Here is a 19,720-nt window from a genome sequence, read left to right as displayed (position 1 = left end):
GAATAAATTTTATAAGCGATTCCTCTGATAGCTTAACTACCTAAAACATATCATAATACGTAACCCTTATCACCCCTTATCCTGCCTGAATATCTCCAATAGGTTTTTCACATCCATTTTAGCGTTCAGATCTTCGGCATCGGTATTATCGTCTTCGTTTTCATCCTTTATAAAATCTTCGGCTTTGTATTGAAAGATCTTCCACTGCTTGTTATGGTATTCCAGGGCGGTAAGGCTCTCTACCCAGTCGCCCGAGTTTAAGTAAACCACGCTGCCATTTTTTTCGGTCGATTCTATCTTCCTGATCTCAGCATGGTGAATGTGCCCGCAGATCACATACTGGTAGTTTTTGTCAACGGCCAGATCGGCTGCGGTTTGCTCAAACTGGTTGATGAATTTCACGGCATCCTTAAACCTGGCCTTTACTTTTTGGGAAAAGCTCATCTTTTGGCGGCCTATAGCGGTCAGGAACCAGTTGGTAAGGCTATTCAGCAGTATAAGGGTATCGTAACCTACCGCGCCCAGTTTGGCAAGCCATTTGGAGTGCTGCATGGTAACATCAAACACATCGCCGTGAAAGATCCAGGCTTTCTTGCCATCAATATTTAAAACTATTTTGTTGGATAGCTGGAACGAGCCCATATTAAAATCGGCAAACTTGCGCAGCATTTCGTCGTGGTTACCGGTAAGGTAATACACAGGGATGCCTTCGGTAACAAACTTCAGGATACGGCGCACCACCTTCATGTGCGCTTCGGGCCAGTATGATTTGCTGAACTGCCATATATCAATGATATCGCCGTTCAGAATCAAAGTTTTGGGCTTAATACTCTTCAGGTATTTAAGCAATTCCTTTGAATGACATCCGTAGGTACCTAAATGCACATCGGATATAACTACTATATCTACTTCGCGTTTTGCCATGAAAGTTTGGGGGTTATTTGTCCGGACCGGTAATTAAACCGGTAATTTGAGAGAGGGTTACGATTCCGACATCTATTCGTTGTCGTCTTCTTCATTAACACTTAGTTCGTAAGGGCTCATGTAGAATACCGCCAGTAACGACAGCAACACTACAACAACCAGATAAGAATACTCAAAATTCATTATCAAAAATTTTTAAAGGCAAATATCAATATAACAGATTATCTATATGTTAAGACTGCATTAAAAGATAATAGTTTAACGAAAGTTATAAACATTTGTTAGACTGGCATATACAATCAGAAATCAGGCGATTTTCAGTTGCCTTTTGATCCTGCCGACCTGTCTTAAATGATGCTGTAAGTGTATTCGTATAAATTTAAACCATTGTTCGGCATTAAGCATGCCTAAACGCGGGTGCTGTGAGCGACGGACCGAGGGAATAGTGTTGATAAGTATTGCCATTTCATCAACCCGCTTGCGTAATTTGATGATGAGGTTGCGGGCTTCTTCCTTACTTATTTTTGTGGCCGGCCATTTAGCTTCAACCTTTGGCGGTACCTTTATCTTAAAAGGCGGAAAACGACTGGTAAGCATTACATACCAACCCCAGAAGTTTAGTTTTTTATTGGTTGGCTTGGCGGTGCCATGTGTACACCGTTCCATAGGAATGGTTGATGCCACGCTGGCCTGCATAATGTGTGAGTAAACCTCGGCACATGACCAGCCGCCAGCGGGAGGGGTTACATCAAATGCATCGTCGGGGATAAGATCCAATTGTTTACGGTAATCATCCAATACAGCGCTGATGGCTTTTTGCTCTTTTATAATACTCACAGCGATAAAGGTAGGGGTTTTTAAACTATAATATCCAAACCAACTCAGCCAGTTTATTGATCTGCTCCGGCACATCATCCGGTTTGGAAAGCCCCATCGGGTTAAAATAAATGGCATCCATGCCAAAATTTAAGGCCCCGCGCACATCGGCTTCCAGGCTGTCGCCTATCATGATACTTTCTTCCTTTATGGCTCCGGCTGAACTCAGCGCATGCTCAAAAATGGCCTTATCTGGTTTGTTAATGCCTATCACTTCAGAAATAATGATCTGATCGAAATAACCGCCAATATTGGTACCCGCTATTTTTATTTCGGTTGATTCTTTAAACCCATTTGAAATTAAATGCAGCACATACCTCGATTTTAAATACGTAAGCACCTCATGTGCCCCGTCGAAAAGATTTGTTTTGGTTGGGCATAAAGCTACATAAGCATCCTCGAAACCAACTGGTATCGCATCCGGGTGCATACCCAGTTCCAGGAACGTGGTTTTAAAACGCGCTTCGCGCAAATAATCTTTCGTGATCTTGCCCACATGGTATTGTGCCCACAGGCTATGGTTGTTGCGGGTATAAGTTTCGATGAAAAGATCGGCGGAGCTGAGACCAACCTCTTTTAGCTTGTATATTTCATAAAGCTCATGCAGCGTTTCTTCGGCATTTTTATCAAAATCCCAAATGGTGTGGTCAAGATCGAAGAAAATGTGGCGGTATTTTTTCATTTCGGATTTCGGATGTTCGATTTCGGATTTGCTTATATTAATTCATCGAGATAATTGGAAAGGAAAAATGGCATTTCTTTAAAAAAAATAAAATCTTTTTTGTTTCCATAAATATCTCGCATAATTGGATGATGTAATGTAAACTCTAACATTTCTTTAAAATAACTAACCGCTTCGACTTTTATATCTTTACTTGCTTTTGATTTAATAACATTGAAAGTTTCTTTACCTACATCATATATCCAAGGAAAGTCAGCCTTAAAAAAACTCAAAGCTATTAGAAATCCATAAGGATTTTTTTCACCTCTTATTGAGCTATGCATTATTTCGTCAAGAAACATAGGATTAAACTTTCTACTCATTCTTCTAGCATCCATTTCATAATTCCTTTCAACTCTAAACAATTGCTCTTGAATAATATTTTTCAATTCATCAAAATTAATTTGCTTAGAATCGGGGCTCCTTAACAGTTTTTGATTATCTCTCGACAAATCCAAAATCTCCTCTAACATTTCAGATGTATGAATACGCTTTTCTACTTTTTTGGTTCCATCCTCTGAATCATCTTCTTCGCTCTTAATCTTATTTAAGTCCTCTTCTAAATTCGGATACCATTTATCAAAAGCTTTTTCAAGCATCACAGGTGCAATAGCAGTATCACCACAGGCTTTATTTAAAGTATTTAATAGTTTTCTTAGATCCTCCTTTTCAAATATCGTGGATTGAAACTGTAGAATCGGACCGTCTATTTCTGAACTTTTTATATCGAAAAGAAATGGACTTACGAAAGATTTGTTTATAGTTTTTGATAATGCACCTGCTTCAAACAATAACCATGGGGCTTCAAAGTTTTCTTTGGTAACACATAATATTCCAAACATTGATGAATCTAACTCCTTTGCGATATCAGCACTCCATCTTGCTCCTTTGTCAATATCTTCTGATGATACGTATGGCTGAATGGACTGAATAACTGATGGAAGCCAATCTCGAAATATAAGTGCAACATTGTGACTTTTTTTTCCTGACCAACTAATAAATACTTTCATTCTTAATTTGTTTAGGTTGTTGAATCTGTAAATATAATAGTAGTTATTTATTGAAGAATTAAAATTGGATTTATCATTTAATAAACATTTACCCGAATATTTAAAATCACCCTACTGACATAACGTTGTCACACCCCGGTAATTACTTTGCATTAAAACGAATGGAACATTTGAAAACCAAATTCGTTATTAACTAATTACGTATTTTTGTAATACCAATGGATTTTAGTTTAACCTCTCAATACAAACCCACCGGCGACCAGCCCGAGGCTATACGCCAACTGGTTGAAGGTGTTAACAATAACGATATTTATCAAACGCTGCTCGGTGTAACCGGCTCGGGTAAAACATTTACCATTGCCAATGTTATTCAACAAACGCAGCGGCCTACCTTAATATTAAGTCATAACAAAACCTTGGCCGCCCAATTGTACGGGGAATTCAAGCAATTCTTCCCGGAGAACGCGGTGAACTACTTTGTTTCCTATTATGATTATTATCAGCCGGAGGCCTTCATCGCATCATCAAATACTTATATTGAAAAGGACCTGCAGATAAACGATGAGATAGAGAAATTGCGGTTGCGTACCACCTCGGCATTAATGTCGGGCAGGCGCGATGTTATTGTGGTATCGTCCATTTCCTGTATTTATGGTATGGGTAACCCGGAGGATTTTGCCAACTCGGTATTTAAGTTCGCAGTGGGTACGCGTATTAGTAGGAATGCTTTTTTACACCGGTTGGTAGAGATACTCTACGCCCGTACTACCGCCGATTTTAAACGTGGCACATTCCGTGTTAAAGGCGATGTAGTTGATATCTTCCCGGCGTATATGGACCATGCTTATCGGATCTCGTTTTTCGGTGATGATATTGAGGAGCTCAGTACCTTTGATATCAGCACCGGTAAAACATTGGAGAAAATGACGCATATGGTGGTCTATCCCGCCAATTTATATGTTGCGCCGCGCGAGCGTTTCACCCAATCCATATGGGCGATACAGGAAGAACTGGAAACCCGCAAAAAGCAATTTATTGATGACGGTCGCTTTTTGGAAGCCAAGCGACTGGAAGAAAGGGTTAATTACGATTTAGAAATGATCCGCGAATTGGGTTATTGTTCGGGTATTGAGAACTATTCGAGATTCTTTGATGGCAGAGCGCCCGGGGCAAGGCCATTCTGTTTGCTGGATTATTTTCCTGAGGATTATCTGATGGTGATTGATGAGAGTCACGTCACCGTGCCACAGATCAGGGCGATGTATGGCGGCGACAGGTCGCGCAAAATCTCCTTAGTTGATTATGGTTTCCGTTTGCCTGCGGCTCTGGATAACCGCCCGCTCAATTTCCAGGAGTTTGAAAACCTGGCACCCCAAACCATTTATGTGAGCGCTACCCCCGGTAATTTTGAGCTGGAAAAGTCGGAAGGTATCATCGTACAACAGGTGATCCGCCCAACAGGCTTGCTTGATCCGGTGATAGAAATACGCCCGGTGATAAACCAGGTGGATGACCTGCTGGATGAGGTTGACAAAACTGTAAAAATGGGCGACCGCGTACTGGTAACCACATTAACCAAACGTATGTCCGAAGAATTGGCTAAATATATGGACAGGCTGGGCATCAAGTGCCGCTACATCCACTCCGAAGTAAAAACATTGGACAGGGTGGAAATTTTAAGAGGCCTGCGCCTTGGCGAATTTGATGTATTGATAGGTATTAACCTTTTACGTGAAGGGCTCGACTTGCCCGAAGTATCATTAGTAGCCATATTGGATGCTGATAAAGAAGGCTTTTTACGGTCGGAACGCTCATTGATACAAACCATTGGTCGCGCGGCGCGTAACGACCGCGGCCGGGTAATTATGTATGCTGATAAGATAACCGACTCCATGCAGATAACGATGGATGAAACGAATCGCAGGCGGGAGATACAGATAGCCTATAATACCGAGCACGGCATTACACCAACCACGGTAGGCAAATCCCGCGAGGAGATATTGGAGCAAACTTCGGTTATGGACTTTAAGGGTGGCGTACAGCAGGCCTATGTTGAAAATGAGATGGTAACCCTGGCCGCCGATCCTATTGTACAATACATGACCAAGGCCGATCTCAAAAAATCTATTGAAAACACTAAAAAAGAGATGCTCGCCGCCGCCAAGAATATGGACTTCCTGTTAGCTGCCAAACTGCGTGATGAAATGTTCGCGCTGGAAAAAATGATGGAAGAGAAGTTTTGATTTTTTTGATCTGCAGATTATAAAGCCATAAAGGCGCAGTTCATTTGCACATCCGCACATTTGCATATCTGCACATTATTTGTAACAAACAGTATCAACCGTTTGTCAAAAAAACAACGTAGATCATAACAAAACAATTTTACCGTTATAATTTTATATTTGTAAGCTTAATTTTAATACAATGGAATTTTTAGAATTCTTATTCATAATAGTCCTTATACTGTGGGTAATCAGAATGGTTGCACGCATAGTATTGCCTATGCTTTTTCAAAAAATAGTGAACAAAGCACAACAGCAGCAACAAAACTATCAGCAAAACTATACCAGTAACGCCAAACCAGGCAGCGTAAAAATAGACCATATACCACAGCAGCAAAAAGGTAAAATCCCTGATTCGGAAGGCGATTTTATTGATTATGAGGAGATAAAGTAATCATGGGTCCCGAAGATCTATTTAAACGCAGGCATTATGGCACGCCACAGTCGCTTTTACTTATTGTTGCCAATTTCACGGTATTCTGCTTAAGTGCCTCCATATTTGCCATGTGCGATAAGATCAGCTGGGTATTTTGGGCAATTATGGGATTATTGGCGATGTACAACGTTTTCAATATCCGCAAGGACCGCGAAGAATATAACCGTGTGCGCATAATTACCTATGTTATAAGTATAGGCATAATGGTATTGATGTTTGTACTTTTCAGGTCAAGGCCGCAGAATTGCTGATCAGTTGTAGAGAGACTTTTTACAAACGATTTTCCCGAATCGTTTACAACTTATAATTCCTTTTCCCGTTCTATTTTCTATTTTTGGAACATTATGCTCATTTTAAAGCCTATACATGAATAACTGGCTCAAACGTTATGGCGTACATTTCGCCGTTGCAGGTATTTTTTTAGTGATCTGCTTCTTCTATTTCACACCTGCTTTCCAGGGTAAAACTTTAGGACAAAGCGATGTACTCGGCGCTCAATCCACCCAAAAAGAAATCAACGATTACAAGGCAAAGGACACCACCATACTGTGGACCAACCAAATATTTGGCGGTATGCCTGTGTACCAGATCTGGGCCCCATACTCCAGCAATATAACCACACACGTGGTTAACACTTTAAAAACAATTTTCCCCAACCCTATTGATACGGTACTGCTGCTGCTTTTCGGCACATACTTTTTATTCTGTGTATTAAAGCTTAACCCATGGCTGGCTGCTGCGGGCGCTTTCGCATTTACATTTTCATCCTACAATATTATCCTGCTGGTAGCCGGGCACTCCAACCAGGCCTATGCCATAGCCTTTTTTGCACCCATTATTGCCAGCGTTATTTTAACGCTCAGGGGGAGGTACATTTTAGGCGGAGCGCTAACAGCCTTATTTATGGCGATGGAGTTTAAAGCAAACCATATCCAGATGACCTATTACTTGTTAATGGCCTTGGTTATTTTGATAGGGATTGAACTTTATCACGCTATAAAAGAAAAGAATACAAAGCCATTTTTAAAGTCGCTGGCCTGGCTTGCCGGCGCTATGGTACTGGCACTTATGGTAAATGCTTCCTTATTATGGAGCACACAGGAATACAGCAAATACAGCTACAGGGGGCAATCAAACTTAACACAGCATACTAATGAACCAAGCAATGGATTAAGTAAACACTATGCCTATGAATATAGTCAAGGCGTTGGCGAATGTTTTACCTTTTTGGTACCAAATGCATATGGCGGTTCTACAGGCTCTGTTGAAGGTATTGATCAAAATTCGGCTGTAGCCAAAGTATTTATTACCAATGGCATGCCCGAAGACCAGGCAGTTAGCACTGCTCAGCAAATTACTGGCAGCTTCCCGGGGCTTGGCATGTACTGGGGCAATAAACCACTTACATCCGGTCCGTTTTATTTTGGCGCGGTAATTTGTTTCCTGTTTTTATTTGGATTGATAGCCGTAAAAAGCCGCATCAAATGGTGGATACTGGGTACAGTAGTTTTAACCATGCTGTTATCATTCGGCAGCAACTGGCCTTATGTGTCCGATATCTTCTTTAACTATTTCCCGCTTTATAACAAATTCCGTACAGTGGAATCTATTTTGGCCGTGGCCAGCTTATGCTTCCCAATACTGGCATTTTTAGCTGTACGCGAAATTATCGAGGCAAAAGATAAAGCCGTTTACCTGAAAAAGCTTTTCCTTACGCTGTATATTATTGGCGGTATAACTTTAGTGCTGATAGCCGCTCCGACAATCTTCCTGAGCTTTAAACCGGATGGCTTTCAAACAGGCATCGGTTATTTGGCGCAAGCTCTTAAAGGTGATACCGGCACGGCCAACTCAATAGCAAATGCCATTGTTAACGACAGGATTGCCCTTGAACGTGCCGATGCCATCCGTACCCTGATATTTATTGGAATAACATTCGGCCTTGTATGGGCATTTATAAAACAGAAAGTTAATTTAACCATTCTTTCAGTAGGTTTATTTGCACTTGTATTGATAGATATGTGGCAGATAGACAGGCGTTATCTGAAAGATGCTAATTTTCAGGAGAAACAGGATGCCGACCAGCAAATTAAACCCCGGGACGTTGATACGCAAATAGCGCAGGACCATGACCCTGACTTCAGGGTATTTGATTACAGCCAGTTTCAGAATATAAAAATGGATAGCTATAATCCTTTCTTCCATAAATCAATCAGCGGTTATTCTGCGGCGCGTTTAAAACGTTATGATGAGCTGATCGATAACCAGTTAGTCAACACGCCAAACCTGAACGTGCTGAATATGCTGAACACCAAATATGTAATTGTGGGTGACCAGAAAACACAGGCGACAACGGTACAAAAAAATCCGGATGCCTGCGGGAATGCATGGTTCATTAAAAGCATACAGTATGTAAACAATGCTGATGATGAGATGAAAGCCATTACCAGTTTCACACCCAAAACAACGGCAATTGTTGATCAGCAATACAAGACCCAAATCAGCCCGATCCCGGCAACTGCCGATACCAGCGCCACTATAAAACTAACTAGCTATAACCCCGATCATTTAATTTATCAAAGTAAATCATCAACCGCGCAGGTGGCTGTTTTCTCAGAGATCCATTACAATAAAGGCTGGAAAATGCTGATCGACGGCAATGAGCAGCCGTATTTCCGTGCTGATTATTTGTTGCGTGCGGCAAACATCCCGGCAGGTGATCATAAGGTTGAATTTATTTTTCACCCTGCTTCGTATTACACAGGCGAGAGCATTTCACTGGCCGGTTCAATACTGTTAGTATTGGCGCTGGGCGGTGCAACATATGCCGAAACACGTAAGAAAAAGAGCTGATCTATTGGGTGATTTCCTTTTATAACTTATAATTCCTATTCCCGTTCTATTTTCTATTTTTGAAGATATTATATCCATTTTAAAAAACCTTAAATGAATAACTGGTTCAAGCGCAATAGTACCCACCTTATTATTGTCGCACTTTTAATAGTAATTCCGTTTGCTTATTTCTTTACGCCATTAATGCAGGGCAAGGCACTGGCCCAGGGCGATGTGCAGCGTGCGCAATCCATGCAAAAAGAGATCATGGATACCAAGGCAAAAACTGGCCACGAGCCTTTGTGGACAAACAGTATGTTCGGCGGTATGCCTTCGTACCAGATCCACGTGCTTTATCCAAATAACGTTACCAGTTACGTTGTCGAGAGCTTAAAAACCATTTTCCCTAACCCGGTTGATACCGTGCTATTAACCTTATTAGGGGCTTATTTACTGCTTTGCGTATTGAGGCTTAACCCATGGCTGGCAGCAGCAGGCGCTTTAGCCTTTGCTCTTTCATCATACAACTTTATTTTGATTGATGCCGGGCACGCCAACCAGGCTTTTGCCATCGCTTTCTTCGCGCCAATCATCGCAGGTATCATCTTAACTTTCCGCGGCAAATATTTGCTGGGTGCATCGTTAACCGCCTTATTCCTGGCGATGGAGATCCGCGCCAATCACATACAAATGACCTATTACCTGCTAATATCTATACTGATATTGGTAATAGTTCAACTTTATCATGCTATTAAAACCAAGCAGTTAAACCCGTTTGGCAAATCAATTATCTATCTGGTGGCTGCCACTTTGTTAGCTGTAGCGGTAAACGCATCAATGCTTTGGACAACCGCTGAATACGGCAAAGAAACCAACCGCGGCCCATCAAACCTTACCCAGCATACCTCAGAGCCAAGCAACGGTTTGGATAAAGACTACGCTTATGCCTGGAGCCAGGGTGTTGGCGAATGCTTCACCTTCCTGATACCGAACGCTTATGGTGGCGCATCTGAATGGCCCACAGGGTTTGATGTTCCAAGCTCAAATGTTACCAAAGCACTGGTAGCAAAAGGAGTCGCGCAGGATCAGGCTTCAAACATCGCGCAGCAGTTATTGCAGGGCGGCCTTTCACCTTATTGGGGTAATAAGCAATTTACCGGTGGTCCGTTTTATTTTGGCGCTGTTGTTTGCTTCCTGTTTATACTCGGGCTTTTTATTGTAAAGCATCGCATAAAATGGTGGCTGCTGGCAACGGTGATATTAACTATGCTACTTTCCTTTGGCCGCAATATGCCGTTTGTGTCCGACCTGTTCTTCAACTATTTCCCAATGTACAATAAGTTCAGGGCGGTTGAATCCATACTGGCGGTTGCCATGCTTTGCTTCCCGGTGCTTGGGTTTATGGCCGTACAGGAAGTAATTGACAATAAGGACAAGGCTTATATATTTAAATACGTAAAGATCGCCTTCTATATAACCGGTGGTATTACCTTGTTGCTGGTAGTTGCCCCAACTATATTTTTCAGCTTCAGGAATGATCAACACCAAACGCTCATTTCCGGCTTAACGCAGGCATTTAAAGGTGATGGTGATCTTGCAACCAGCGTAGCAAACGGACTGGTAAGCGACCGTATAGCACTTGAACGTGCCGATGCCATCCGCTCACTTATTTTTATAGTGATAGCATTTGGTTTGTTATGGGCTTTCATTAAGCAAAAGATAAACATTACCGTAGCCTCAATAGCGTTTTTGCTGCTTACGCTGATAGATATGTGGGGTGTTGACAGACGCTATTTAAACGACAATAACTTTGTTGACAAAGAAGATCTGGCCCAGCCTTTTAAAATGCGTGACGTTGACCAATTTATCCTCCGCGATACTGATCCTGATTTCAGGGTGTTCGACCTGAGCCAGGGCGATCCATTTACCAATGCCAGTACGTCTTATTTTTATAAGAGCATCGGCGGTTACCATGCAGCTAAACTAAAACGTTATGACGAACTGATCAGTAACCAGTTTAGCAAAACTACTAACCGTGATGTTTTGGATATGCTGAATACCAAATACATTATTGTAGCCGATCCAAAAACAGGCACGGTAAGTATGCAGGCTAATGAAACCGCGTGCGGACATGCATGGTTTGTAAAAAGCGTAAAGTACGCTATCAATGCCGACCAGGAAATGCAGGCCATCAGCAGTTTCGACCCTAAGAACGAAGCTATTGTTGACCAGCAATATAAATCATTAATTGAGGGCAAAAATTTAGCTAACGATCCGAATTCAACCATAACCCTTACCAGTTATGAGCCTGAGCATTTAACTTATCAAACAGGTTCAGCAACTTCGCAGATAGCCGTTTTCTCTGAGATCTACTACAAAGAGGGCTGGAAAATGTATATTGATGGTGTTGAACAACCGTATTTCCGTGCTGATTACCTGCTGCGTGCGGCAGTCATCCCGGTAGGTAATCACAAAGTTGAGTTCAAGTTCCACCCGGCATCCTATTATGTAGGTGAGCAAATCTCATTGGCAGGTTCAATACTGCTTGTTTTAGCTTTGGGTGGTGTAGTTTATACCGAGAATAAGAAGAAACCTGAAGTGAAAAAGGATACGAAGAAGAAGGCTTAGGCTTTTGTTAATATCGCTGTAAAAGGTGAGATGGTTAATTAACTATCTCACCTTTTTTATTTTGAAAAATGTTTATGAAGTTGAGCTAATCAATACGGCTAATTCTCTTTGCAGACAAAGTCTATTGAGTCGCTTTTAGCCGCTCATAGCCGCGGAGGCTTAGTTACTTTGGCTTGATCCAAAGTAACCAAAGATCAAGACAAAAAGATCCTTCCGCCCACTGGCAAAACACCCAGGCCCGCGCTTTTTGTCGGGCCTTTGCTCGCTTTTGATCATGTTTCGTTTAAAATCCTTTACTTGAATAATGTTTTTTCTTTTTCGCTTTCTCTTTCCTATCAGTAGAACAGCTTCGGGCGGAATCAGGCAAAACGATGGTGGCCCTGAGCGTAATGGCAAGGCATAGGAAATTTTTGCAGTGCAGGGGCCAGTGCGCGCAATATGGCCGCAAACTTTTCCAGCCCAGGTTTTGCCTGATTTGCAGGGCAATGACCTGTGCGGCAAAGAAGCCTTTCTACTGATTAGCCTTTTTGGTCCTTTTGTGGCGAAGACAAAAGGACTAAGCCTCCGCGGCTATGAGCGGCTAAAAGCGATATTCACGCCTTGCGTAAACGCTTTGTAAAGTCGGGATTATTTCGTTCCTTACAGAAATGCCGCTTTGTGATTAGAATGCTTTATCCGCTCGCATTACACATCCTAAAAATCCTTCAAATCCTAAAAATCCTGGTTCTCAATCATTCGTCCTTCTATTCCTCAACCAATACCATCCCAAATTAAAGGCGATCACAAAGTGGTTGAAGATGGTTGGTACCAGACCGTAATGCCGTTTCATGATATCGAAACGTTCGGCTAAGCTTTGGCGGTGTTTTTTCTTGGACATGCCCCCTACCAGGTATTTGGCTACGTAACGGTTTACGTTTACTATCATTTTAGCCTTTTTCGCTGCGCGGATGATCCAATCGATATCGGCGCTTAGGGCATACTGTCTGTCGTAGGGCTCAACAAGCGAGCGTTTAATATAAATAGCCTGGTGACTAACGCTCATACCTAAATTAAAGCTTCGCCAGGTGAATTGTTTGGGCGCTTTGTGGCGGCGCTGGCCCAGGCTTTGGCCGCTACTATCGATCATTTCTGTTTCGCCGTAATAGATATCGGCACCGGTTGCTGAAGCAAATACAGCGGCTACAGTAGTGGTATCATAAAACTCATCACCAGAGTTCATGAAGATGATATAATTGCCTGTAGCGGCAGCTATACCCTTATTCATGGCATCATAGATGCCTTCATCTTTTTCGCTCATGAGTTTGGCTATGCGACTTTCGTATCGCTTAACTATTTCAAGCGTACCATCGGTTGATTGGCCATCAATAATAATATATTCAATGTGCCCGTAAGTTTGGTTAAGCACCGAAAGCATGGTGCGCTCAATATCATTTACGTTATTGTAGACAATGGTAATTACCGATAATATGGGTTGAGCCGTCGTCATTTATTTTAAAACAGATTTATAAAGCTTATGGTACTGTTGCGCCACCGCTTTATTGGTAAACGTGTTTAATACCTTGTTACGCGCGTTTAGGGAGAGTTCTTCCGTTTTGTCTGAGTGCAGGATCTCATACATTCCCTTAGCCAGATCGTCTGCCGATTTATACTCCGCCAGGTAACCGTTTTGCTGGTGATCTATCATTTCAGGTACGCCGCCGGTGTTGAAAGCTACCACAGGCGTTCCGCAGGCAAGGGCTTCCATAACGGTATTGGGCAGGTTATCTTCAATTGATGGCATTACAAATACATCAGCCAGGTTATAGATCTCTACCAATTCCTCCTGCACACTAATTGGACCCAGTTCATACACCCTAAAAGGCAGCTGACTTGCATCAAAATGCTTGTTCTTGCCAAATATTACTATTTCTATTAATCCTGCATCTGGGCAAATATTATAAAGATCTTTTAAAGCATCAACCAGGTAAGTGATACCCTTGCGCCTGTCGTTAATATTAGCCGCACCAAATAATATGATCTTAGCGAATGGATTAATGCGCCACCGTTCCTTGGCGGTTATTTTATCGCTTGGCGAGAAAAAATCAACATCAATAGGATTGGGAATGGATTCGATCCGGAACTTGCTGATCAGCGAGCTGCGTTTTGCAACACCGCCCAGCCATTTACTACAGGTTACAAACGTGATATTCTCAGCCCCGGCATACATAGCAGCCTTACGTAGCCAGCCTTTGCGCGAAATATCATTTTCGCCGGGATCGCTTAAAAAGTAGCAATCGCCGCATTCGCCCGTAAAATGATCGCAGGTACCAGCGTAGTGACAGCCCCCGGTAAAGGTCCACATGTCATGCAGTGTCCATACAATGGGTTTGCCTGTATCAATCAGTTCTTTTAGATCGTTGATGGATAGAAAGCCGGAGTTTGTCCAGTGCAGGTGTATAATATCAGCCTCCTTAACCCACGGCTCATCTTTTATACTTGTACCGGCATTGGCGGTTGAAAAGGCAAAGCGTACCGATTTATCCTTCTCATGCAAAAACATGAAAGGCAATCGTTCATAAAAAAAATCAACCCGGGCTTTTAAACGGGAGGTAAAGTTCTTTACAATTCCCTGTACACGATTTTCGTTAGTCTTTTTTTCCTGGACTAAAAGCTGTGCATCAATCTTTTGCTCATCCAATGCCTTTAACAGGCGCAGGCAGGCAACGGGCGCGCCACCACCAGCATCAGATGTATTGATCAATGTAACTTTCATTCACACAAGTATAGTACTATTTCTGTGTATGATGATATTAAGAGCGACACAAAATATTGCGGATGGAGACACGACCATATGTTCGCAGGATAAACAAGGAAGCACGGGCATCGTGCGATTCCCGCCTTGAGGCGGGGAAGGGTGGGGTTATTGAACAGCTTGGTCAGCGTACAAACCCCTCCCTGCCACTTCACGTCCAATCGCACCCCTCCCGCTGGGAGGGAATGAAAAAACGAAATGCAATCTTTTTCTATAAAAGAGGCACAAAATATTGTGTCTCTACAGGGGGGCATTTTTCTGCTGAAAAATTTTACTTTTGATTGCGCTAATAAAACACACAGAAAACGCCCGGTAAATGAACTTTTTTTCATACTTATTCCAGGATCGGCAGGCAAACCGCAAAAATTTCAAGGCGCAACTGGTGCTGTTTATGTTCAGGCTGGTGCAGCTCATTAACCGGTCGATGCTACTGAAAGTAATTTTTATACTTTACCTGCTGTGGTACCGTTATTGGGTTGATTGGGTTTGGGGCATTGAGCTACCGCGAAAACTTACCGTTGGCAAAGGTTTATCGTTATACCACGGTCATGCGCTGGTGGTTAACCAGGGAGTTGTTATAGGCGATAACTGCGTGCTCCGGAACTCTACCACTATCGGACATAAAAAACTGGCCAACGGCAGCTTTACTAAGTGCCCTGTAATAGGAAATAATGTGGATATTGGCGCCAATGTGTGCATCATAGGTGATATCACTATCGGCGATAATGTGATCATCGGCGCCGGTTCAGTAGTAACTAAGAGCTTTCCATCAGATTGCATAATAGTGGGTAACCCGGCGCGGATACTGGAAAAGAAAAATGAGGATATCAGCTAAAATAGCTATCAATTAATGGAGAATAATTTAACCGACCGTTCGTTCTGGAAATCTTTTTGGGAATCAAAAAAGGATCTTATTTTTTATTTAAAACCCGATTATGTTTTCGGCGATATTTTAGCGGGGCTGATAAAAAAGAAAGGCATAAAAACAGCCATTGAGCTGGGTGGTTTCCCGGGATACTATTCTATCTACCTAAAAAAATACGAGCACTTAACCACCACCCTTTTTGATTATTACGTACATGAGGGACTGGTAAAGCAACTGCTGGAAAAGAATGGCCTGCAGGAAGGCGACATCAATATAATTGAGGCCGACTTGTTCAAATACACACCACAGGAGAAATACGACCTTGTGCTTTCTTTTGGCTTGATAGAGCATTTCAGCGATACAAAATCTATCATTAACACCCACCTGCAATTTTTAAAACCGGGCGGCACCTTGTTTATCACCCTGCCCAACTTTACCGGTGTTAACGGCTGGGTACAGCGCAAATTCGACCTTGATAATTATAATAAGCACTATATTGAGAGCATGGACCCAGCTTTCCTAGCCGAAACCTGCAAAGCTTTAGGACTAAAAAATATTGAAACTTACTACCACGGCAAATACACCGTATGGCTGGAGAATAAGGAACAAAAATCAGCTATTGCTAAAGCGGTGGTAAAGGCGGTATGGGTCGGTGTTAAAGTAGCCAGTAAGCTGTCGTCAGCCAAATCAAAAGCATTATCGCCTTATATTGTTGTAAAGGCGGAGATGTAAATTATTTTCTATTGTCATTATACCCCCGTGTCATTGCGAGGAGGAACGACGAAGCAACCTCGTCGCGTTTATATATGCAAGCTACGAGGTTGCCGCGCTATCGCTCGCAATGACATTTTTAATTAATTGCCTCAATAATATTGCTTCGTTCCCCGCAATAATACAACGAGGAACGAAGCATCAATTATGGTTTCGCCGCCGCCTCGTCAGTCATGGTTACATTACCGGTACGTTTTACTGTACCCCAACCGCTTAACTCACCCTTGAGTGCCTTGCGGATAGCTTTAAACAGGATGTAATACATGAGCTGGCGCCATATGAACCTTTGCGGGATGATATAGAGCAATTTCCTGTAGTTCTCCTTTTCCATCCAGAACGCAATGATGCCTACCAGAAAGTCAACCAAAACAAACACTACATAGTAGAATAATATTTTACCTGGTTTGCCGCCCAATAATCCGAAGATCATCATCAGATCCGCCAGCGGAGAGAACAATGGCAATATGATCTGGAACAATAATATGTTAGGCATACCCACCATTCCGAAGAACTTATATTTCTTGTTGAACAGGGCATCCTTATTTTTCCAGAAACTTTGTATTACCCCAAAACTCCAGCGGAAACGTTGTTTTAGCAACGCGTTAAGCGTTTCGGGCGCTTCGGTATAAGCAATGGCCTCAGCACAATTTTTTACGATGTAATCAGCCTTTAATATGCGCATGGTAAGGTCACAATCCTCGGCCAAAGTATCATAGGTAAAGCCACCTGCCTTAAATATGGCTGATTTCCTGAATGCTCCGATAGCTCCCGGTACAACGGTTATACTGTTGATGAGGTCAAAGGCCCGCCTGTCCATATTCTGGGCGGTGATGTACTCTATCGACTGGAAGTTGGTTATAATGTTGTTGGCATTACCCACTTTTACAGTTCCGGCTACGGCACCGATTTCCTCATCGGTAAAATAGGTCATGAGGTGATAAACGGCATCTGTTTTTAGCTGTGTATCGGCATCAATACATACCACAAACGCATGTTGTGCATGGCTTATACCAAAATTCAGCGCCGATGCCTTACCGCCATTTGGCTTATCGAGCACCTTAACTAAAGGATGATCGCCATAAGCTGCATTCATTACCTCAAAGGTTTTATCCTTTGAACCATCATTTACAAATATGATCTCGAAACGCGGGTAATCCGTTTTTAATAAGCTTTCAATAGTTTTGGCAGCGGTTACCTCCTCGTTATAAGCAGGTACAATAATACTTACTGCCGGCAGCAAGTCCCTGTCAACAGGTAGCCCTTTATATTTTTTGCTGTCGAAATATTGCCTTAACGCCAGTATACCGATCAAAAGCACACGTGCCAATGCCAGGAATATAGCGGTTAAGAACAGGTATATTAAAAACCAGTTTACATAAAAGAACCCATTGATATAGATGTTGTAGAACAAGCCGGTTATACCGCTGTTAGCCTCATCCTTTATAGGGGGCATCAGTTCGCCTTTGGTTTTATGCAATACATCGGCAATGGTGGTAAACTGGTAACCATGACTCTTGAAAAAGTGTATAATACGTGGCAATGCCTTTACAGTTTCCTCACGGGTTTCGCCGCCTGCATCGTGCAGTAACAGGAACGAGCCTGCATCCTTTTGCGCCTCAACACGGGCAACAATGCTATCGGCGGTAACGCCGGGATACCAGTCCCATGGGTCGATAGATTCGCCTACGGTAATATAGCTTTGGCGGCGTGCTTCAGCCACCGGGATAATTTCGGCCAGTGTTTGCGGTTCAGCATCAGCATTGTATGGCGGCCTGAACAGGATGGTGCTCCTGCCTGTTACCGATTCAATGATACTGCGTGTTGCATTCAGCTCAAAGTTTACCCGCTGTAAGCTAATGGTTGAAATATCGGGGTGAAAGAAAGTGTGGTTACCAATTTCGTAGCCTTCATCAAACTCCCGCCTCAGTATCTGTATATTTTTTTCGGCCATAGAGCCTACTACAAAAAATGCAGCGGGCACATGCTCCCTTTTTAATATATCTAATATTTGTGGCGTAAATTCAGGATCGGGGCCGTCATCAAATGTCAGTACTATTTTACCCGGCGCATAGCCATACCGCCTTATTACATATTTGGTTGGCAGTTTAATGTATTGTTGGTTGGTTATAACATAGCTGTTGGTATCCAAACTCACATTGATTTTACCTGCAACCGGTGTGGTTACCAAGTCAAGTACTTCGCCGTCGCCGGTGTAGGAGATCCGGTTATTTAAACCAACATCGGTTAAGCCTTTCATATCCACGCCTGTTTTATGCAGGGAGTCGATAGATAAGTTTTTCTGAAAGAATGTCCATAAGCGCGGATCTTCTGACCCTAAGCGCCATAAAGCCACGCCGCCGGTTGCCCAGTCATCCGCCATACGCACAATGTTAAAGTTTGTGGCTGCATCGGTAAAGTAAACCGTATGCGCATTGCCGTCCTGGTCGCTATAATTATAGTTAAGGTTAGCCGATTGCTTATCATACGTGATCTTGCTTTGTTGCTCCTGCGCGGTACTGATAGCCTGCTGATAGCCTATCGCTTTGCCTACGCTACCCTCGGGCCAGTCGTAAGCGCCACCGGCAATAGTTAAAATAACTTTTTCACTTGGTATTTTTGAACACACCCTATCCAAAATCTCCTCTACCCAGCGCTGATCCGAAAGATCGCCCGGGTTGCTGTTCTCGTCATGCTGATCGATAGCCATAATGAACAGGAAATCATTATAATGCTGTAACTGCACTAAATCATATTGCTCATCATCGGGTATTACATTTTGAGTAACCAGTAAGCCTAGTGGATGCAAAGTGCTGTAAAGCTCCTTTTCAAACTCAACGTAAGTTGGATTGTTGCGGTCTTTAATATTATCAAAATCAAGATCAACCCCTTTAAAATTGTATCTGTTTAATTGGGAAGCAATGCTACTGATAAATGTAGCGCGTGATTTTTTACTTTTTATAATGCGGTCAACATCCTTGGTATCAAAACCACCGGTGGTATTAGTGGTATTGATATAGTTTGATAGCGATATTAAAACCGGTTTTTTATATTTTTTGTTAAGCCTTATCAGACCTGTGTCGATATGTGCAGTAACGGTATCAGCATTGGGCGTTATAGTAAAGCCCTCGCTAACCACCATATCCAGCCTTGCAATATGATCTTCGAGCGAGCTATAAGCCTGGGGGTCCCATGCCATGTAGAAGCCGGCATTTATACGGTCTTTATTATTCGGCTGTTTCAGTTGGTGCAGGCGCTTTTGGCGGGCCAGCTTTTTAATTTCATTAACCTGTATGGTGAACTTTTTGTATTTGGGCGTCTTTTTTAACGCCTCAATGCTTTCTTTGGTTAAGGCTTTCGGGGCCTCATTAAGGTTGGGTAATGCCGGATATTTTTTTGAGGTGATAGCAATAGCTGCCGCTACAATAGCGGCTATCATTACAATTATTAACACCCGGCTAAGCCATTTAAAACGGGTCCATCTACCTTTAGAGTCGGCTTGAAAAACTTGTTTATCTGCCATGCAGTAAATTAAATTTAGGAAAAATTATTGGTTAGGTTGAGGGCTTATATAAGCTATATATGGT

The 19,720-nt window shown here is 42.5% G+C and carries 14 protein-coding genes; 7 read left to right on the top strand and 7 right to left on the bottom strand.

The features are described 5' to 3' along the window. Positions 1-69 precede the first annotated feature (69 nt). The 4 genes from BLU33_RS01660 to BLU33_RS01645 all read right to left on the bottom strand — a co-directional run bounded on the left by BLU33_RS01660 (position 70) and on the right by BLU33_RS01645 (position 3,531). On the bottom strand, positions 70-924 hold the full coding sequence (locus tag BLU33_RS01660) for a UDP-2,3-diacylglucosamine diphosphatase (protein WP_091368285.1): 855 nt from the start codon (positions 922-924) through the stop codon (positions 70-72). 306 nt (positions 925-1,230) lie between these two features. Continuing rightward, complete coding sequence (locus BLU33_RS01655) at positions 1,231-1,761, bottom strand: DinB family protein (protein WP_157682017.1); 531 nt, start codon at positions 1,759-1,761, stop codon at positions 1,231-1,233. Between the two features lie 25 nt (positions 1,762-1,786). After that, positions 1,787-2,482 carry a YjjG family noncanonical pyrimidine nucleotidase gene (locus BLU33_RS01650; protein ID WP_091368279.1) on the bottom strand — a complete coding sequence of 232 codons (696 nt, stop codon included), beginning with the start codon at positions 2,480-2,482 and terminating at the stop codon, positions 1,787-1,789. 32 nt (positions 2,483-2,514) lie between these two features. Then, entirely contained in the window at positions 2,515-3,531 is a 1,017-nt protein-coding gene (locus tag BLU33_RS01645; protein ID WP_091368276.1) for a TIR domain-containing protein, read from the bottom strand. Positions 3,532-3,749: 218 nt separating this feature from the next. Between BLU33_RS01645 and uvrB the strand changes: the two genes are divergently transcribed. The 5 genes from uvrB (at position 3,750) to BLU33_RS01620 (ending at position 11,709) form a co-directional block, all read left to right on the top strand. Then, entirely contained in the window at positions 3,750-5,774 is a 2,025-nt protein-coding gene (gene uvrB, locus BLU33_RS01640) for an excinuclease ABC subunit UvrB (protein WP_091368273.1), read from the top strand. 181 nt (positions 5,775-5,955) lie between these two features. After that, positions 5,956-6,207, top strand: a complete 252-nt coding sequence (locus tag BLU33_RS01635) for a DUF4834 family protein (protein ID WP_091368270.1) — start codon at positions 5,956-5,958, stop codon at positions 6,205-6,207. Positions 6,208-6,209: 2 nt separating this feature from the next. Further along, on the top strand, positions 6,210-6,500 hold the full coding sequence (locus tag BLU33_RS01630) for a hypothetical protein (RefSeq protein WP_091368268.1): 291 nt from the start codon (positions 6,210-6,212) through the stop codon (positions 6,498-6,500). Between the two features lie 115 nt (positions 6,501-6,615). Next, the gene (locus BLU33_RS01625; protein WP_091368264.1) at positions 6,616-9,102 is read left to right on the top strand and encodes a YfhO family protein; all 2,487 of its coding nucleotides are present in this window, start codon (positions 6,616-6,618) and stop codon (positions 9,100-9,102) included. A gap of 93 nt (positions 9,103-9,195) precedes the next feature. Continuing rightward, positions 9,196-11,709, top strand: coding sequence for a YfhO family protein (locus tag BLU33_RS01620; protein ID WP_091368187.1), 2,514 nt, complete (start codon positions 9,196-9,198; stop codon positions 11,707-11,709). A 727-nt stretch (positions 11,710-12,436) separates the two neighbouring features. On the opposite strand, the gene BLU33_RS01610 is transcribed toward BLU33_RS01620, so the two are convergent. Then, on the bottom strand, positions 12,437-13,195 hold the full coding sequence (locus BLU33_RS01610; protein ID WP_091368182.1) for a glycosyltransferase family 2 protein: 759 nt from the start codon (positions 13,193-13,195) through the stop codon (positions 12,437-12,439). Then, positions 13,196-14,461: a glycosyltransferase family 4 protein gene (locus BLU33_RS01605; RefSeq protein ID WP_091368181.1), complete on the bottom strand. Its 1,266-nt coding sequence runs from the start codon at positions 14,459-14,461 to the stop codon at positions 13,196-13,198. Positions 14,462-14,816: 355 nt separating this feature from the next. On the opposite strand from BLU33_RS01605, the gene BLU33_RS01600 reads away from it, so the two are divergent. Further along, on the top strand, positions 14,817-15,335 hold the full coding sequence (locus BLU33_RS01600) for a serine acetyltransferase (protein ID WP_091368178.1): 519 nt from the start codon (positions 14,817-14,819) through the stop codon (positions 15,333-15,335). Positions 15,336-15,350: 15 nt separating this feature from the next. Further along, entirely contained in the window at positions 15,351-16,097 is a 747-nt protein-coding gene (locus tag BLU33_RS01595) for a class I SAM-dependent methyltransferase (RefSeq protein WP_091368176.1), read from the top strand. Between the two features lie 184 nt (positions 16,098-16,281). Here BLU33_RS01595 and BLU33_RS01590 read toward each other — a convergent pair whose 3' ends face one another. Continuing rightward, positions 16,282-19,656 carry a glycosyltransferase gene (locus BLU33_RS01590; protein WP_091368172.1) on the bottom strand — a complete coding sequence of 1,125 codons (3,375 nt, stop codon included), beginning with the start codon at positions 19,654-19,656 and terminating at the stop codon, positions 16,282-16,284. Between the last annotated feature and the right edge of the window lie 64 nt (positions 19,657-19,720).

The organism is Mucilaginibacter mallensis, assembly GCF_900105165.1.
GTDB classification, from domain to species: domain Bacteria; phylum Bacteroidota; class Bacteroidia; order Sphingobacteriales; family Sphingobacteriaceae; genus Mucilaginibacter; species Mucilaginibacter mallensis.
The sequence above is the reverse complement of the archived record's forward strand: the minus strand, read 5'-3'. Positions and strand labels throughout refer to the sequence as shown.

Bases quoted from the DNA above. Each gene is read 5' to 3' on its own strand.
- BLU33_RS01660 (WP_091368285.1), bottom strand. From the start codon at position 924: ATGGCAAAACGCGAAGTAGATATAGTAGTTATATCCGATGTGCATTTA.
- BLU33_RS01650 (WP_091368279.1), bottom strand. From the start codon at position 2,482: ATGAAAAAATACCGCCACATTTTCTTCGATCTTGACCACACCATTTGG.
- BLU33_RS01645 (WP_091368276.1), bottom strand. From the start codon at position 3,531: ATGAAAGTATTTATTAGTTGGTCAGGAAAAAAAAGTCACAATGTTGCA.
- uvrB (WP_091368273.1), top strand. From the start codon at position 3,750: ATGGATTTTAGTTTAACCTCTCAATACAAACCCACCGGCGACCAGCCC.
- BLU33_RS01635 (WP_091368270.1), top strand. From the start codon at position 5,956: ATGGAATTTTTAGAATTCTTATTCATAATAGTCCTTATACTGTGGGTA.
- BLU33_RS01630 (WP_091368268.1), top strand. From the start codon at position 6,210: ATGGGTCCCGAAGATCTATTTAAACGCAGGCATTATGGCACGCCACAG.
- BLU33_RS01625 (WP_091368264.1), top strand. From the start codon at position 6,616: ATGAATAACTGGCTCAAACGTTATGGCGTACATTTCGCCGTTGCAGGT.
- BLU33_RS01620 (WP_091368187.1), top strand. From the start codon at position 9,196: ATGAATAACTGGTTCAAGCGCAATAGTACCCACCTTATTATTGTCGCA.
- BLU33_RS01610 (WP_091368182.1), bottom strand. From the start codon at position 13,195: ATGACGACGGCTCAACCCATATTATCGGTAATTACCATTGTCTACAAT.
- BLU33_RS01605 (WP_091368181.1), bottom strand. From the start codon at position 14,461: ATGAAAGTTACATTGATCAATACATCTGATGCTGGTGGTGGCGCGCCC.
- BLU33_RS01600 (WP_091368178.1), top strand. From the start codon at position 14,817: ATGAACTTTTTTTCATACTTATTCCAGGATCGGCAGGCAAACCGCAAA.
- BLU33_RS01595 (WP_091368176.1), top strand. From the start codon at position 15,351: ATGGAGAATAATTTAACCGACCGTTCGTTCTGGAAATCTTTTTGGGAA.
- BLU33_RS01590 (WP_091368172.1), bottom strand. From the start codon at position 19,656: ATGGCAGATAAACAAGTTTTTCAAGCCGACTCTAAAGGTAGATGGACC.